Below are 15,627 nucleotides of genomic sequence, written 5' to 3'. Positions count from 1 at the left end.
TGCTCGCGAAAAACCTGAGACCGCCGGGTCCATTCAGGATGCCCGCGTCATCGTTAACGACCTTCGCGAGCAAGCTCGCTCCTACAGTTGGGCTGTTCTCGCTGGCCGGACAGTGCACGCAGCACGTCCTGGCTCGGACCAAATGCCTGCAACCGGCCTTCGTTCAGCACCAGCAGCTTGTCGGCCTGGGCCAGCGCGGAGGAACGGTGAGTCACCAGCACCACCGTGCTGCCCTGGGCTTTCATCTGCATGATCGCGCTGGCCAGGGCGGCTTCACCCACGGTGTCGAGGTTGGAGTTGGGCTCATCGAGCACGATCAGGCGCGGCCCGCCGTACAGCGCGCGGGCCAGGGCGACCCGTTGTTTCTGGCCACCGGACAGGCCGCTGCCTTCGTCACCGAGCACGGTGTCGTAGCCGTGGGGCAAACGCAGGATCAATTCGTGCACGCCCGCTTGTTGGGCGGCCTGCACCACGAGTTGGGGATCGGCTTCGCGAAAGCGTGCGATGTTGTCGGCGATGCTGCCGCTGAACAGTTCGATGTCTTGGGGCAGGTAGCCAATATGCGGGCCGAGGTCGTCGCGGTCCCAGCGATGGATGTCGGCACCATCCAGTCGCACGGTGCCCGCCAGGGTAGGCCACACGCCCACCAATACACGGGCCAGGGTCGATTTGCCGGAGCCGGAAGCACCCAGCACACCCAAGACTTCACCGGCGGCAAGATTGAAGGTCACCTGATGCAAGGTGGGAACACGCCGCCCCGGCGGTCCCGCACTGACTTGCTCGAAACTCACATTGCCCTTGGGCGCCGGCAAGGCCATCTGCTCGCCCTGGGGCGGAAACTCACGCATCAGGCCGTCCAGGCGCTGATAAGCCAGCTTGGCCGAACTCCATTGCTTCCACACGGCGATCAACTGGTCGATGGGGCTCAACACCCGGCCCATCAGGATCGAACCGGCGATCATCATCCCCGCCGTCATGTCGCCCTTGATCACCAGCAACGCCCCCAGGCCGAGCACCAACGATTGCAGGCACAGGCGCAGGGATTTACTCAGGGAACTGATGATCGAGCCGGTATCGCTGGCCTTGTTCTGCAAGCCCAGAAACTGCGAATGCACCTTGAACCAGCGCTTGCGCAATGCGCCGAGCATGCCCATGGCCTGGATGGTTTCGGCGTTGTGCAGGTGGCTGGTGGCCAACTGGGTGGATTGCTGGGAAAACCCGCTGGCTTCACCCAGGGGCTTTTTGGTCAGGTATTCGTTGAGGCACGCCAGGGCAATCAGCAGCACTGCACCGGCGCTGGCCAAGACACCCAGCCAGACGTTGAACAGGAAGATCACAAACAGATAAATCGGAAACCACGGCGCATCGAAAAACGCGAACAGCGCCGGCCCGGTGATGAATTGGCGGATGTGGGTCAGATCCCCCAGGGATTGCCCGCCATGGCCTTCGCCCCGTTGCAGGTTGCGCTCGAAGGCGGCCTTGTACACCCGCAGGTTGAAGCGGCGCTCCAACTGGCTGCCGATGCGAATCACGATAAAGCTGCGGATCACCTCCAGCACGCCGATAAAGGCGAAGAACCCCACCACCATCAGCGTCAACATCACCAGGGTGGTTTCGTTCTGTGAAGACAGCACGCGGTCGTAGACTTGCAACATATAAATCGACGGCACCAGCATCAATACGTTAATCAATGCCGTGAAGCAGCCAATACTGATCAGAATACTTTTGTAGTCGCCGAGTGCCTTGAACAGTGGTGCAACGGGAGTGGTCTTCGCCATGTTGCCTGATCTTCCCTGAGCCGAATGACGCGCAATAGTTTGCCAGGCGCCCCATTAATAGGCGGGCAAACATTAAAATCGGGTTATATCGTTATAACGAACTATTAGGGTGCACGTTGTAATATCAATACCGCGCCAGATTTTACGCGGCCTTCATATTCGCCTTCTTTCTGGCGATTCAAATGGGTAATGCCGGTGCCTTCGGCATTCATCAACCAAATACCGTCGGGAGTTGGCGTCCAACTAACAGGGGCTTCACCCAGCCATTGTCCTGCGCACTCCACATCGCCCCCCAGAGCGTTGGCGTATTCAATCAGATCCAGCGCACACACCTGCTCTTGCTGGTGCAGCGTCCAATGCCCGGCCAACTGCGCGGACGTGGGTAAAACCAGACTGCTTGCCATTGCTGTGGCTCCTGCCGACATAAGCAACGCCTGGAGACACCAGGCAACTGTACTGCGAAATAGCGTCATCACCTTCGCCCGTTCAAGGGGTGGATGCAAGGGCAGAGGGCGGCGCGTGTGCGCCACCCTCCTTTACACCTGAATCAAGCCACGATGTCGCTGACCGCTGCCTGGCCCACGGTGGTGACGAGGAAATCCGCCACGCCGTGACCGGAGAAGTCCACTGCCAATGTGCCCAGGTTGGTACCCGAAGCGTAGGACAGCACCGCGTCGCCGGCGTGACCGGTAAACGCGTTGACGAAGGTCAAGCCTGCACCTTTGGTGATGCCGGTGAGGTCGATCTTGTCCGAACCCGAGGTGAAGTCGAAGATCTTGTCGGCCGCCCCTGGCTTGGAGTCCGAGCTGGCGCCGAACACAAAGGTGTCGTTGCCTGAACCGCCCCACAGCTGGTCTGCACCGCCGCCGCCGAAGAGGATGTCGTTGCCGGCACCGCCTTTGAGGACGTTGGCTGCAGCGTTACCGATCAACAGGTCGTTGCCCGAACCGCCGATGGCGTTCTCTACGGTCACGCCCTTGGCGATGGAAACGTTACCCACCAGGCCGCCAACGTCGGAGAACGAGGTCTCATTGAGGTTGATCTTCTGGTTCTGGGTAAAGCCGGAGAAGTCCAGGGTGTCGTTACCGCCACCGTCCCACACCGAGAACACCAACTTGTCAGCCGATGAAGTGGCGCTGAGGAAATCACGCCCGGTGTTGGAGTTGAAGCCGTAGGTGGTGTCGCCGGCGCGGGTGTTGTAGTTGGCGCCGTAGAGCTTCTGGATCGCGGCGATGTCGTCGATCAGCGGGCCGGAGGAGTAAGCCTCTACCCCGCCTTTGCTGAAGTTCTGGTTGGTGTTGCTCTCGCTCCAGTAACTCATGACGCTGTAGCCACGCGTGTCCTGTCCATAGTCCGCGTCTTTGTACGAAGGGTTGCCGGTCCCGGCGTTGTAGTCGCCAGGGTGGTCCAGGCCCAGGGTGTGGCCGATTTCGTGGGTCAGGGTCTGCCGGCCATAGTTGTTCAGGTCCGGCGTCTTGTTCGGCGTATAGCTGTTGTTGGTCAGGTACCAGGAAGTGCCGTCAAGCCCGCTTTCGTTGTACTTGGCGTTGGTGCCTGGCAGGTAGGCAAAGGCCGCTGCGCCGTCCTGGCCGCCGCTGTAGTTGCCGAAGGTCATGTGGAAGTCACCGCCCGAGGCTTTCTCGGTGAAGGTGACATTGGCCACATCAGCCCAGGATTGCATGGCCAGTACGGCCTGTGCTTTCTGCTGGGTGTTGAACTGGCTGAACCCGGTGATCCCATGCTTGTTCATGGTCGCGTTGGAAGCCGAGGTCAGGAAGGTGTAGGTAAGATCGATCTTGCCGTTGCCGTCCACGTCGCGGTAAGCGGCGTTCTCACGCAGCAGGTGGTCGGCGGCCTGGTCAACGGTGAACGAAGGTTTGCCATTGACCGTGAGGTTGCCGCCGCGGTCGTATTGATGGCTAAAGCTATCGATTTGCGTATAAGCGGTACTTGCTTGAGCCGCCGACACAATAGCTTTGTCTTTTACTTTTGACATAAACGTACTTCCTTGTTTGCAAGTGGAACAGTTTTTGTCCGACCGGACTCACTTTGGCGAGTAAGTCCGATCACTCGCCCCTTTTGAAGGCGAAAGAAAACTGACACAACCTGAAATCATTCGTCCAGCGGTTTTTATCCAAGGAGAAAGTTGGGTCGACGAACAAAACCTGCAAACATTGGCCAATAGCACCTTATAAAAATCCAGCTATTTAAATATTAAATACTCCTAAAGACATTTAATGAGGAATGGATCCAAAGTATTGCTTGAGGTGCACTAAGAAAGTGTCACCGTGTCATTGTTAGTGTTGAATGGCCACTACTTAAGTGCTTGTCCCGTATTACCGGGACAAGACTTAGTTTATTTATTGCGCGCGCCAGCCTGTTTGACGCATTGCTTGCAGGAGTGTTTGCGAGTCCAGCCCCGGCACTCGCGCACCGTCGTCGGTGAGCATATCTTCCCCGGCCACTATCGCATTAATGATCGCTTCCTCGACCGCCTCCGCCGCCGCGCTGAACAAGGGCGAAATATGGTCGTTATTGACCATGTGCAGCGACGTGCTAAGGGGCAAGCCCTTGCGCCCGTAGTCGGCCACCGGCAAATCCTGATTGCCGGTGGCGAACGCCAGGAACAGGTCCCCGCTGGAGTCCTCGGTACCGCCGCCCGTGCGCGCAATGCCGATGGACGCCCGTTGGGCCAGGCGCTGGCACTGATGGGGCAACAATGGCGCATCGGTGGCGATGATCACCACGATGGAGCCCATGCCGGGCGTACCGCGATCGGCAAACGGTGACGGGATTTCCATCAGTTGCCGACCTACGGGGTAGCCGTCCACCCGCAATTCCTGGCGCTTGCCATGGTTGGCCTGCACCAGCACACCGACGGTCCAGCCACCCTGCTCCGCCGACAAACGCCGCGAGGCCGTGCCAATCCCGCCCTTGAACTCATGGCAGATCATTCCGGTGCCGCCGCCCACGGCGCCCTCCGCCACCGGGCCGGATTCGGCGTTGGCCAACGCCTCGCGCACATGCTCCGGGCCCACGTGCTGGCCCCAGATGTCGTTGAGTAACCCGTCGTAGGTCTCCATCACCACCGGCATGCACCAGTACACCGCCGGGTCTGCCAGGCTTTCGCGCTCCAGGGCGATCAGGGTGTCGCGTACCACGCCGATGCTGTGGGTGTTGGTGATCGCCAGTGGCGTGGTCAGCAGGCCCGATTCGCTGATCCATTCAAGCCCCGTGGCGTCGCCATTGCCGTTGAGTACGTGGTAGCCGGCAAAACACGGCTGATACCGCGCGGCACCGGCCCGGGGCTGGATCGCCGTGACGCCGGTCCGTACCTGTTTGCCATTGATGCGGGTCTTGATCGTGCTGTGGCCGACCCGAACCCCTGGAACGTCGGTGATGGCATTCAACTCACCGGGCGTGCCCAGCCCCAACGTGATGCCCAATTGACGTGCGCGCATAACCACTCCTTACAATTTCTGAAACGCCGGACTCAACCGGCCACTGATGCAATACAGGATCACCGACAGTGCCAACAGGCCGATGATAATCATGATGTCCCGAACCGAAGCGGCCATCGCCAGGGTTACCAACAGGTAGCCGGCCCCGAGTACCGCCAGCAATGCCGGCACTGGCCACAACGGCATGCGATACGGATGCTCGCGGTCACGCAGCAACACCCGGCTCATCAACGCGCTCAACGCCACGATCAGGTACACCAGCATGATCAGCAGCACGCTGAAGGACGTCAGGTCCGCCAGGTTCGAGCTGAAGCTGAGCAACGCCGAAGGGATTGCCAGGAACAGCGTAGCCAACCACGGTGAATCCCAGCGCGGATGAATCCGGGTGAAGAGTTTATTGATGGTCGGCGTCCACAGTGCATCGCGGCCGCTGCTGAACACCACCCGACCGATCTGAATCACGATGGCGACAATCGCATTGAACACCGACAGGAAAATCCCGGCGCTCACCAACCGTGACAGGGTTTCATTGCCGTGGCTGGTCAGCAGGTAGCCGATCGGATCGGGGCTGCTGATCATCGCGCTGAGGGATGGCGCACCGATCAACAATGCGGTGATCGGCACCAGTTCGATAACCACCACCAGGCCCAGGGACCACAACACCGCCTTGTGCACGCCCTTGCCGCCGCACTTCATGTCTTCCGCCAGCAACACTGCAGGGCCATAGCCATTGAAGGAGAACAGGCCAATGCCCACTGCGCCGATCACCAGCGCCCAGGGCGCCAGGTGCAGCACGCCGTTTTCGACGATTTGCGGTTGCAGCAGCACGCTGACCGGCTGCACCGGGTTGCCGAAGCCGATAAACACGATCACCAGCAACGCCGCCACTTCCAATAGCAGGCAGGTGCCGGTGATCCAGGCATTCAGCTTGATATTCAGAATGCCCAGGGCGTAGCTGCACACGACGATGACCAGGGCCACGGTTTGTGAGTCGAATTGGGTGCCGAGGGCGTTATTCAGGTAAGTCGCCGCGCCGGTGGCCAGCACCGGCGGGATAAACAGCAACATCACCAATACCGTGAGGAACGTCGCATAACCGGCCATGCCGCCGAACACCCGCTTGGCGTACACGTACTCACCGCCAGCGCTGTTGTGGGCGCGGCCGAGTTCGGCGTAGCAAAAGGCAAACATCAGCGCGAGCAAGGCGGCCATCACAAAGGCCAGGAACACCCCGCTGCCGGCCTGCTGGATGGCAAAGGGCGCAATCACGAACACTGAACTGGCCGGGGTCACCGCCGAGACGGTGATGGCTACCACGTCGAACACACTCAAGGTGGGTTTCAGCACGCCGTCGGGCGTCGAAGGAGCACTCATATCGTTATCCTCTTGATTGTTCTTGGTTTGAGGCAGAAACGAAAAGGTGAAGCGGCGCGGGGTATGTTCCCCGCTGACTGACGGCAAACTTAAACGCTGCGGGTAAGGCGGCCAATTCCCCTATTGGAGTACTCCCCTTGACGGCAACCGGCAAAAGTCGAACCCTTGCGGCCTGAATCCTTTGCGTGGAGCTGCACATGAGCCTGTTCAGTGAAGTCGGCATGCACGCAGGCCTGGGCCGCACCGTCGCACAGATCGGCAGCGGGCGTTTCTGGAAACAACTGGTGCTGCTGTTGCACCAATGCGTGCCCTTCGACAATGCCCTGGCGATCTTCTACCCCGCCGACGGCCCGCCCCAGGCACTTGAGGAGTACGACGCGCAACCGAGTAGCAAGCCGGCGTCGATGCTGGTTTACCTCAATGGCTTGTACTTGCTGGACCCGTTTTTCCAGGCGTGCCGCGAAGGCTATGCCAGTGGCGTGTACCGCCTTGAAGAAGTGGCGCCGGATCATTTTCGCCAGAGTGAGTACTTCCTCAACTACTTCCACGACAACGTGCTGGAAGACGAGGTGCAGTTCATCTTGCAATTACCGGGTGCGGGGACGTTATCGCTGTCGTTGGGGATGCAGCGGTTGTTTACCGGCGAGGAAACGGGTTTGATGACCACGCTGGCGGCCTGGGTGTTGCCGTTGATGCAGCAGCATTGGCAGCAGAGCACGCAGCGGGTGGCCGCGCCTGCCGAGATGGCCAGCCAGATCCGGGATGCGCTGAGTCATTTTGGCTGTGGGGTGTTGTCGGAGCGGGAGTTGGAAATTGCGCGGTTGGTGTTGCGTGGGTTTTCGTCAAAAGCCATGGCCGAACGGCTGAATATCTCGCCGGATACGGTCAAGGTTCATCGTCGGCACCTGTATGCCAAGCTGGATATCTCGTCGCAACCGGAGTTGTTTTCGTTGTTTATCCAGTCGTTGGGGCATGACTTGGAGAATCCTTAATGATCGTTCCCACGCTCTGCGTGGGAACGCCGCCCTGGACGCTCCGCGTCCGTTTTTGAAGTCGTGACGCGGAGCGTCACAGGATGTATTCCCACGCGGAGCGTGGGAACGATCATCAACGCCCGGTACGAATGGTGTTCCACACCCGTGTACGAATCCGGTCGATGTTCAGCGGCATCGCTTCCAGGGCAAACAACTTGCCCATCATTTCCGGGCTTGGGTACACCTTGGTGTCGCTCTTGATCGCCGGGTCCACCAGACTATCGGCCGCAGAGTTGCCGTTGGCGTAGTGCACGTAGTTGGTGATGCTGGCCATGACTTCCGGGCGCAGCAGGTAGTTCATGAACGCATAGCCGGCTTTTTCATCCGGGGCATCAGCGGGCATGGCGACCATGTCGAACCAGATGGCGGCGCCTTCCTTGGGAATGTTGTAGCCGATGTTCACACCGTTCTTGGCTTCCTTGGCACGGCTTTCGGCCTGGAGGATGTCGCCGGAGAAGCCGACGGCCACGCAGATGTCGCCGTTGGCCAGGTCGGCGGTGTATTTCGATGAGTGGAAGTACGCCACATACGGCCGTACTTTCATCAGCAGGTCCTCGGCCTTTTTGTAGTCTTCCGCCTTCTTGCTGTGGTGCGGCAGGCCCAGGTAGTTGAGCGCCGCTGGCAGCAGCTCCGGGCCGTTGTCGAGGATCGCCACGCCGCATTTCTGCAGTTTCTGCATGTTCTCGGGCTTGAAGATCAGGTCCCAGGAATCCACCGGGGCGTTGTCGCCGAGTACCGCCTTGACCTTGTCGATGTTGTAGCCGATGCCAGTGCTGCCCCACAGGTACGGGAAACCGTGGGCGTTGCCCGGGTCGTTGTTTTCCAAAGCCTTGAGCAGCACCGGGTTGAGGTTCTTCCAGTTGGGCAACTGGCTCTTGTCGAGCTTCTTCAGCGCCCCGCCCTGGATCTGCCGGGCCATGAAGTGGTTGGAGGGGAACACCACGTCGTAGCCGGATTTGCCGGTCATCAACTTGCCGTCGAGGGTTTCGTTGCTGTCGTACACGTCGTAGGTGAAGCCGATCCCGGTTTCTTTCTGGAAGTTCTTGGTGGTGTCGGGGGCGATATAGTCCGACCAGTTGTAGATCTTCACCGTCTCGGCGGCTTGGCTGAGGGTGGCGACAAATACCAGCGGCAACAGGGCAATGGGTCTCATGGTTCGATTTCCTGGCGGTTTTAGGGCTGTTTTTATGGCAGGCGATCAAAGATCAAAGAATCAGAGGATCAGTACATAGGTCTTGCGCACGGTTTCCTGGATGTCCCAGATACCCGTGCTGTTGGCCGGCAACATCAGTGCGTCGCCGGCTTCTATGTGGAGCATTTCCCCGTTGTCGGGGGTGAAGGTGCAGCGTCCCTGGATAAAGTGGCAAAACTCCTGGGCTTTGATCTGCCGGCGCCAGCGCCCGGGCGTGCATTCCCAGATGCCGGTTTCGACGCCGTCGCTACGCTCCACGCTCAAGGTCGAGGCCACCGCTACCGGTGTGCCCAGTGGCGCGGCAACGGGGGAACAGTCCGGTAAATGGGCGCTGAGTGTGTCTTTGAACTGGGTAATGCTCATGTTCATACCTGTGGTGATGGAAACGACTTAGTGCATGAAACCTTCCATAAACCCGGCAACACCGCTGGCCAGCTTGCGGCGCCACGGCGCGGTGTTGGGGTTGGCCAGCACCTGGTCTTCGTGGACGAAGCTGCGAATGATCGCGTTGTAGCCCAGCCAGCGGCAGGGTTCCGGTTCCCAGGCCTTGAGCCCGTCCAACCGGCCCGGCTGAATGACCCATGGCTGCGTGACCAGCGGCGTGTCGAGCCCCAGGATCAAGTCGGCCAAGGTACGCCCGCCCAGGTTGCTGGCCCCTACTCCCTCGCCGCCATAACCACCGGCCAGGGCGATGCCCGCCGCGTGATCGCACAGCATGTGCGGCTTGAAGCGCCGGGACATGCCGAGGTTGCCGCCCCAGGCGTGGGTGATCCGGACTTTCTTGAGTTGCGGGAACAGTTCACCGAACAGGTAGCGACGCAGTTCGACTTCGCTGTGGGTGAGGTCGAAGTTGTGCCGCAGCTTGCCGGCAAACTGATAACCACCACGGGCGCCGAACACCAGGCGATTGTCCGCCGAGCGCTGGCCGTAGGTGACCTGTCGACTGCTTTCGCCGAATGCCTGGCCACGGTTCAGGCCGATTTCGTCCCAGGTGCTGGCGGGCAACGGTTCGGTGGCGACAATCAGGCTTTGTACCGGCAACTGATAGCGGCCCAAAGGCGCCAAGGTGGTGGCATACCCTTCCACCGCCGGCACCACCCATGACGCGCGTACTGAAGCTTTAGCCGTGCGCAGGCTGCCGGACTGCCAATGGGTGACGGGGCTGTTTTCATAGATCGTGACGCCCATCTGCTCCACCACCCGCGCCAGGCCACGCACCAGCTTGGCCGGGTGAATCGTGGCAACGTGGGGGGCATAGATGCCGCCATAGGGTTTGGCGATGCGGATTTGCTCGGCGAGTTGCTGCGGGCCGAGCCAACGGTAGTCGTCGTCGGTCAGGCCCTGAGCGTGGAGTTTGGCCAGGTAGGCCCGCAGGCTGGTTTCCTGCTCGGGATAGCGCGCGGCGCAGTACAGCACGCCGCCCTTGCGGTAATCACAGTCGATGCCTTCGCGCTCGATCACCTGGGCCACTTCATCGGGAATGGCGTGCAGCAGGTCGAACGAGGCCCGGCGCTGCTCGGGGGACAAGCCGGCCAACAGGCGGTCTTCACCCAGCAGGTTGCCCATCAGCCAGCCGCCGTTACGGCCCGAGGCACCGAACCCGGCGGTTTGCGCCTCGATGATGGCGATTTTCAGCTCGGGCGCCTGGCGCTTCAGGTAATACGCGGTCCACAGCCCGGTGTAGCCGGCGCCGATAATGGCCACGTTGACGTCCAGGTCGTGCTCCAGGGACGCACGCGCCACCAGCGGCTCGTCCAGCTGGTCCATCCATAAACTGATATTGCGCCATGCAGGCATGCCTAGCTCCACCACCACACTTCGATGGCCGTGATCCTAGAGCCTGGCCTCAGGGGCTGTCTTGCGCGCGTGCACGCAGGGAAATTTGTTTGACGTAGGCCTTGGGCGACTGGCCGGTGTGCTGGCGGAAGCAGCTGTAGAAGGCCGACGTCGAATTGAAGCCCGCGGCAAACGCCAGTTCGTCTATGCGGATCGGCGGCGTGGCCTTGTCCAGTGCGGCCAGCAAATGCTGGAGCCGCGCCTGGTTGACGTAGCGGTAAAAGCTTTGGCCCAGCACCTGGTTCAGCAGGTAGGAGATCTGGTTGCGGCTGTACCCGCACTCCTTCGCCACCCGTTGCAGATCCAGTTCGGGGTCCAGGTAGGGTTGCTGGCGCTCGAAGTACTGCTGCAGGTCCTTGGCCATGTAACTCAGTTGCTGGGGCGACAGGCCCAGGCGGCTGACGGTTGGGCGCGTGGTCTCGCTGCGGCTGGCAGATTGCTCGTGCACCAGCGAGGCGTATTCGTTGACCCGCCAGATCAGGCCGTCACGCACGGTGATGGCTTCGCTGGTGCGAAACGACACCAGGCCCTGGCCGCCGCGCAAGGTAATGCGGTACTGGATGAACGCGGTGTCGCCGTCGGCGCGGATGCGGTCGGTGTGCTCGATGGCCTCGTCGGCGCCACGGGGCATGCTGGCTTGCAGATACTCGCGCAGATCGTCTGCGCCTACTACGCGGTTCTGGAAGAAATCGTGGTACTGGATGTCCGGGTGGTAGTACGACATCACGCCGTCCAGGTCCCGGTGTTTCCAGCATAGATGGTGACGCAGCACCAAGTCTCCGGTGGCCTGGGTTTGCTGGGAATCATCCGGGATGAAGTCGGGCATGGAGCGCTCTAAGGCTGGGGCAGCCTGCGAGCTTGCCCAACTTTCCGGGTGGGTTCAATGGCCATTTGACAGTTATGCCTAATGGCCTTTCGCCCATTTCCACGTAGTACATGACCTACGTCAAACTTCTTGAAAAGAACCGCCGAACGGAGCGAAAAAACTCCCATGCAGGATGCGAACGAATGCTATTTTTAAAGCTCACGACGGCCAGGACCAGTGACGGTCATGGCGCCCCTGCAGCGAGCTAAAGGAAGTGCTCAATGAACAAGGTGGGCAAGATGAACAAAGTGACATTCCCCAACGCCTGCCAGCTGATGCGCTGGCATTTTCATCCACTGGGCTTTGAGGCGAGCATGGATGCTCCCGGCAGCATGATCGCCCGCCTGTTCGACCGCGCCAGCGGAGAAACCCTGATTGCGATTGCCGGCATCCCTTGTGCCACGGTGATGAATGCCGCTGATGTGGAGCGGATCATCGAGGCCGTAGAGGATGAGCTGGAGTCGTTTGTGCCGCCGCTGTCGCTGCGGGCTTGATCTGGTGTGCCGAGGGAGCTTGCTCCCGCTGGGCTGCGTAGCAGCCCCAAAATCCTAGGAGCGCTGTGCACTCCAGCTCCCTCGCCACGTGATTCAACGTCCCCCTTTATGATTTGCTGATGCGCTGATCATCAAAAAACGGCTTGTCCCCGGCAACCCGATCCGAGGCCTTCGGCACATTCACCCCTTGGCCATCCTGCGCGTCGACATACCAGTAGCAATGACTCACTGCCCGGGTAATCCCCACATAGGCCAGGCGCAGTACTTCGTCTTTTTGCGCGCTGTCGTAAGCGTCGGTATCGCCATCCTTGCCCAGGCCCGCCATGCGGTAGACCTGGTTCTTGTACGGCGAACTGGTCAAGTGCTGGCAGTCGCCCAACAGGAATACCGCATCCGCTTGCAGGCCCTTGGCGCTGTGATAGGTCAGTTGCTTCAGACGGCGATCGCCATACGGCAAGCTAGAATCCAGATTAACTACAGCCTGAATATGCTCTTGAATCAATGACTTATCGCTACTTTTTCGATACAGCATTAATACCGAATCACCTTTTTGATAGTGCGCCAGCAGTTGCTGGCCCAACGCCGCATCGTCACGATCACGCACGCTGACCGGCACCAATTCCTTCGAGGTTCCACTGGCCTTGGCTTTCTTGCCGCTGATGGCCGGGGCAGCACGCACGATGTGTTCGGCAGCATCGATCACGTGCTGATGGCTGCGGTAGTTCTCGCCCAGCATCACCCGCGTGGTGGTGGGTGACGGGAATTCCTTGTTGAACTCCATGAAGTACTTTGGCGAGCTACCCCGCCAGCCATAGATCGACTGCCAGTCATCCCCCACGCACAACAGCGAGGAACGCTGGGCGCCACGACCTACGTGCATGGCCGGGCCACGACTGCGAATTTCCCGCAGGCTGGCACGGATCCACGAGACGATCTGCGGCGACACGTCCTGAAACTCGTCGATCATCAGGTGCGACATCGGCCGCAGCAGGCTGTCGTTCAGGAGCTTGAGGTTTTCCGGGGTGTTTTCGCCAAACAGCGAGAACATCCGGTTGTAGGTCATGACCGGTGGCGATTGATCCAACAAGTGGTCTTCCAGGGCTTTCCAGAAAATGCTCAGCGCCTCGAAGTAAAAACGGTCTGGATCGTCCTTAGCAAAGCTCATCTTGCCCACGGCGGTGGGCACATCCAGCCCCAGGTTCTCGATAAACCCGGCGGCGGCGACAAAGCTGTCCAGTAGTGGCGCCGAAGCCAGCTCGCCCTTGACCTTGTAATCGAAGCCCGGGCCCGCTGTTGCATCGCCGGCCAAGCTGCTCAGAAGACGCCTGGATGACTCGTAGTTATCAAGCCATATCAGTGGCTTACGGCAGAAAGCTTGAAACAGGGTGCGCTTTACCGCCCACTCTGCGCGCACGGACAGCTTGGCGCCGGGACGACTGGTTTGGGCATTTTCCCGAGGGTCGAAGCCCAGCACTACCCAGGCATCCAGCTCGGCAATGTAGCCATGGCAGTGAAACTGCGCACCGTTGATATCGAAGGTCTGGCGATTGGGCTCGATGCCCTTGATCGGCCAGGCGCCGGCGCGAAACCACAGGTCTTCGATCACATCACAGAGTTCTTCATCGCGCTTGGCGGCCAGCTCGGTAACGGCCACGCGTTTCTGCACGTCAGGGTGATCCCGCTCCAGTTCCTTGAGTTGCAGGGCGTGGCGCGCCAACGGGGCAATCAGTTCGCGGAAGCGTTCGTGACGACCATGCAACTGGTGGTAGCAGGCATTCAGTTGCTGGCGCTGGACGTCGTTGATGCGCAATTCGAAGGGATTACTGTCAGCCTCATCAAAGCCCGCTTCGGTGCGCGCGTTGAGGTTCTCAAACGCTTGCAACCGCTCCAGGCCCGGCAGGCTGCGGACCATCGGCAGAATGCGCGAGTGAAAGGTGCGCACCACGGCTTGGGCTTCTTTCATACCAAGGGGTTGACCCCACAAGGCGAGAATTTCCATGAGTTTGTTGATGAAGTCCTTGCGCGATTCGCGGGTGAAGGTCACCACCGTCATCGAGCTCAGCTCAAAGCCCAGGTAATGGGTCAGCAGCAGGATACGCAGCACCAGCGAGGTGGATTTACCGGCGCCGGCGCCGGCAATTACCGAGGTGGACGGCGTGTCGCTGAAGATCATCTTCCACTGGGCCGTGCTCGGCTGGGCATGGGCTGGCAGCAGGCGCGCGACGTCGGCCTTGATACGTTTTTTCAGCTCGGCGGTCAGCGGCAGGCGCCAATCGTCGAACAAGCTGTCGTCGACACCCGGCGCGGTGTGTTCATCCGGCCGGAAGTCACGGATCAGCAAGACCTGGCGGCCTTCTTCGATACCCTCTGCCTTGCCTTCCTTATAGCCATACTCCACGCCGGCCGTGTGGCCACTTCGAAAGCCATCGGCCTGGCCATGCAACCAGGAAAACCGGTGCTGGGCACGCAAGCGGGTCAGGCCATGTCCGAATAATCGGGCGGCGAGCCGTTTCAACAGGGGCATTTCGGCCAGTGGCCGCAGTTCGGGAGGCAGATCGGGGGTGTGTTGCGGCACGCGGACTCCTGCGAGGCTTTAACTCGGACTAGAGCGCTATGTTCGCCGCAAATGCCCCTCAGTTCCAGCCAATTGCTTTGGGCTCATGCAGTTAGGCGATGAAGTGAAGATACGTCTTGAGCATCGGCATCGAAGCATTCGATAGGAATCCTGCATTTTTTACGCTTTTTATCGAATGGGTGCTGCTGGATCATGGCTCCCATCCACAGGAGACGATCATGCTTGAACTTCGACCTTTCAATACCCTGGGCGGCGCCAATCACGGTTGGCTGGACGCTCACCACCACTTTTCCTTCGCCGAATACCACGACCCAAAGCGCATGCACTGGGGCAACCTGCGGGTATGGAACGATGATCTCATTGCACCGGGCACCGGCTTCCCGCAACACGCGCACCGGGACATGGAAATCATCACCTATGTGCGTGAAGGCGCCATCAGCCATGCCGACAACCTGGGCAATAAGGGCCGTACCGAGGCCGGCGACGTACAGGTGATGAGCGCCGGCACCGGGATTGCCCACAGCGAATACAACCTGGAAGCCACGCCGACCAAGATTTTTCAGATATGGATTATTCCCAATGAGGCGGGTTTGCCGCCGTCATGGGGCGCCAAGCCGTTTCCGAAGGGTGACCGCGAAGGTTTTGTGACCCTGGCCAGTGGCAAGGCTGGAGACAGCGAAAGCCTGCGCATTCGTGCGGATGCACGCCTGGTGGCAGCCAACTTGAAAGCCGGTGAAAGCGCGGAGTATCGCCTGGACAGCGGACGCCGGGCGTACCTGGTGCCGGCGACCGGAGTGATTGAAGTCAACGGCTTGCGTGCACACGCTCGAGACGGTGTAGCGGTTGAGGATGAGCAGGTATTGCGGGTGACGGCGATTGAAGACAGCGAGATCGTGTTGGTCGACCTCGCCTGACGCTAAACACCCCTGTAGGAGCGAGCTTGCTCGCGAAAAACTAAAGAGCGCCGCGTGTTTTCAGAAAGCCCGCGTCATCGTTAAAGTCCTTCGCGAGCAAGCTC

The 15,627-nt window shown here is 60.1% G+C and carries 13 protein-coding genes; 3 read left to right on the top strand and 10 right to left on the bottom strand.

What is annotated here, in order from left to right:
* Window positions 1-53 precede the first annotated feature (53 nt).
* The 5 genes from HBJ59_RS17735 to HBJ59_RS17715 all read right to left on the bottom strand — a co-directional run bounded on the left by HBJ59_RS17735 (window position 54) and on the right by HBJ59_RS17715 (window position 6,613).
* Complete coding sequence (locus HBJ59_RS17735) at window positions 54-1,778, bottom strand: type I secretion system permease/ATPase (RefSeq protein WP_167664267.1); 1,725 nt, start codon at window positions 1,776-1,778, stop codon at window positions 54-56.
* Between the two features lie 104 nt (window positions 1,779-1,882).
* On the bottom strand, window positions 1,883-2,251 hold the full coding sequence (locus tag HBJ59_RS17730) for an AprI/Inh family metalloprotease inhibitor (RefSeq protein WP_167664266.1): 369 nt from the start codon (window positions 2,249-2,251) through the stop codon (window positions 1,883-1,885).
* Between the two features lie 74 nt (window positions 2,252-2,325).
* Window positions 2,326-3,774, bottom strand: a complete 1,449-nt coding sequence (locus HBJ59_RS17725; protein ID WP_167664265.1) for a serralysin family metalloprotease — start codon at window positions 3,772-3,774, stop codon at window positions 2,326-2,328.
* Window positions 3,775-4,138: 364 nt separating this feature from the next.
* A complete protein-coding gene (locus tag HBJ59_RS17720) occupies window positions 4,139-5,239 on the bottom strand; it encodes a P1 family peptidase (protein ID WP_167664264.1) in 1,101 nt (366 codons plus the stop codon).
* 9 nt (window positions 5,240-5,248) lie between these two features.
* Window positions 5,249-6,613: an APC family permease gene (locus HBJ59_RS17715; protein ID WP_167664263.1), complete on the bottom strand. Its 1,365-nt coding sequence runs from the start codon at window positions 6,611-6,613 to the stop codon at window positions 5,249-5,251.
* A 197-nt stretch (window positions 6,614-6,810) separates the two neighbouring features.
* Between HBJ59_RS17715 and HBJ59_RS17710 the strand changes: the two genes are divergently transcribed.
* Window positions 6,811-7,605 carry a response regulator transcription factor gene (locus HBJ59_RS17710; protein WP_372241488.1) on the top strand — a complete coding sequence of 265 codons (795 nt, stop codon included), beginning with the start codon at window positions 6,811-6,813 and terminating at the stop codon, window positions 7,603-7,605.
* Window positions 7,606-7,720: 115 nt separating this feature from the next.
* Here HBJ59_RS17710 and HBJ59_RS17700 read toward each other — a convergent pair whose 3' ends face one another.
* Genes HBJ59_RS17700 through HBJ59_RS17685 form a run of 4 tightly spaced genes read right to left on the bottom strand, consistent with a single transcriptional unit; the run spans window position 7,721 to window position 11,501 of the window.
* A complete protein-coding gene (locus HBJ59_RS17700) occupies window positions 7,721-8,800 on the bottom strand; it encodes a polyamine ABC transporter substrate-binding protein (RefSeq protein WP_017479712.1) in 1,080 nt (359 codons plus the stop codon).
* A gap of 60 nt (window positions 8,801-8,860) precedes the next feature.
* Window positions 8,861-9,202, bottom strand: a complete 342-nt coding sequence (locus tag HBJ59_RS17695; protein WP_167664262.1) for a cupin domain-containing protein — start codon at window positions 9,200-9,202, stop codon at window positions 8,861-8,863.
* 27 nt (window positions 9,203-9,229) lie between these two features.
* Window positions 9,230-10,636, bottom strand: coding sequence for an FAD-binding oxidoreductase (locus HBJ59_RS17690; protein ID WP_167664261.1), 1,407 nt, complete (start codon window positions 10,634-10,636; stop codon window positions 9,230-9,232).
* 49 nt (window positions 10,637-10,685) lie between these two features.
* The gene (locus HBJ59_RS17685) at window positions 10,686-11,501 is read right to left on the bottom strand and encodes an AraC family transcriptional regulator (protein WP_076013521.1); all 816 of its coding nucleotides are present in this window, start codon (window positions 11,499-11,501) and stop codon (window positions 10,686-10,688) included.
* Window positions 11,502-11,761: 260 nt separating this feature from the next.
* Here HBJ59_RS17685 and HBJ59_RS17680 point away from each other — a divergent pair, with 260 nt between their 5' ends.
* Window positions 11,762-12,034: a DUF1652 domain-containing protein gene (locus tag HBJ59_RS17680; RefSeq protein WP_076013522.1), complete on the top strand. Its 273-nt coding sequence runs from the start codon at window positions 11,762-11,764 to the stop codon at window positions 12,032-12,034.
* Window positions 12,035-12,140: 106 nt separating this feature from the next.
* On the opposite strand, the gene HBJ59_RS17675 is transcribed toward HBJ59_RS17680, so the two are convergent.
* On the bottom strand, window positions 12,141-14,609 hold the full coding sequence (locus HBJ59_RS17675) for a UvrD-helicase domain-containing protein (protein ID WP_167664260.1): 2,469 nt from the start codon (window positions 14,607-14,609) through the stop codon (window positions 12,141-12,143).
* A 218-nt stretch (window positions 14,610-14,827) separates the two neighbouring features.
* Here HBJ59_RS17675 and HBJ59_RS17670 point away from each other — a divergent pair, with 218 nt between their 5' ends.
* Window positions 14,828-15,523 (top strand): pirin family protein, encoded by a 696-nt coding sequence (locus HBJ59_RS17670; protein WP_167664259.1) that lies wholly within the window; start codon window positions 14,828-14,830, stop codon window positions 15,521-15,523.
* The last annotated feature ends 104 nt before the right edge of the window (window positions 15,524-15,627 follow it).

Source organism: Pseudomonas sp. AN3A02, from assembly GCF_011765255.1.
Lineage (GTDB): Bacteria > Pseudomonadota > Gammaproteobacteria > Pseudomonadales > Pseudomonadaceae > Aquipseudomonas.
Note: the sequence above shows the minus strand (reverse complement) of the source record. Positions and strands in the feature narration are given on the sequence as shown.

Bases quoted from the DNA above. Each gene is read 5' to 3' on its own strand.
- HBJ59_RS17735 (WP_167664267.1), bottom strand. From the start codon at position 1,778: ATGGCGAAGACCACTCCCGTTGCACCACTGTTCAAGGCACTCGGCGAC.
- HBJ59_RS17730 (WP_167664266.1), bottom strand. From the start codon at position 2,251: ATGACGCTATTTCGCAGTACAGTTGCCTGGTGTCTCCAGGCGTTGCTT.
- HBJ59_RS17725 (WP_167664265.1), bottom strand. From the start codon at position 3,774: ATGTCAAAAGTAAAAGACAAAGCTATTGTGTCGGCGGCTCAAGCAAGT.
- HBJ59_RS17720 (WP_167664264.1), bottom strand. From the start codon at position 5,239: ATGCGCGCACGTCAATTGGGCATCACGTTGGGGCTGGGCACGCCCGGT.
- HBJ59_RS17715 (WP_167664263.1), bottom strand. From the start codon at position 6,613: ATGAGTGCTCCTTCGACGCCCGACGGCGTGCTGAAACCCACCTTGAGT.
- HBJ59_RS17710 (WP_372241488.1), top strand. From the start codon at position 6,811: ATGAGCCTGTTCAGTGAAGTCGGCATGCACGCAGGCCTGGGCCGCACC.
- HBJ59_RS17700 (WP_017479712.1), bottom strand. From the start codon at position 8,800: ATGAGACCCATTGCCCTGTTGCCGCTGGTATTTGTCGCCACCCTCAGC.
- HBJ59_RS17695 (WP_167664262.1), bottom strand. From the start codon at position 9,202: ATGAGCATTACCCAGTTCAAAGACACACTCAGCGCCCATTTACCGGAC.
- HBJ59_RS17690 (WP_167664261.1), bottom strand. From the start codon at position 10,636: ATGCCTGCATGGCGCAATATCAGTTTATGGATGGACCAGCTGGACGAG.
- HBJ59_RS17685 (WP_076013521.1), bottom strand. From the start codon at position 11,501: ATGCCCGACTTCATCCCGGATGATTCCCAGCAAACCCAGGCCACCGGA.
- HBJ59_RS17680 (WP_076013522.1), top strand. From the start codon at position 11,762: ATGAACAAGGTGGGCAAGATGAACAAAGTGACATTCCCCAACGCCTGC.
- HBJ59_RS17670 (WP_167664259.1), top strand. From the start codon at position 14,828: ATGCTTGAACTTCGACCTTTCAATACCCTGGGCGGCGCCAATCACGGT.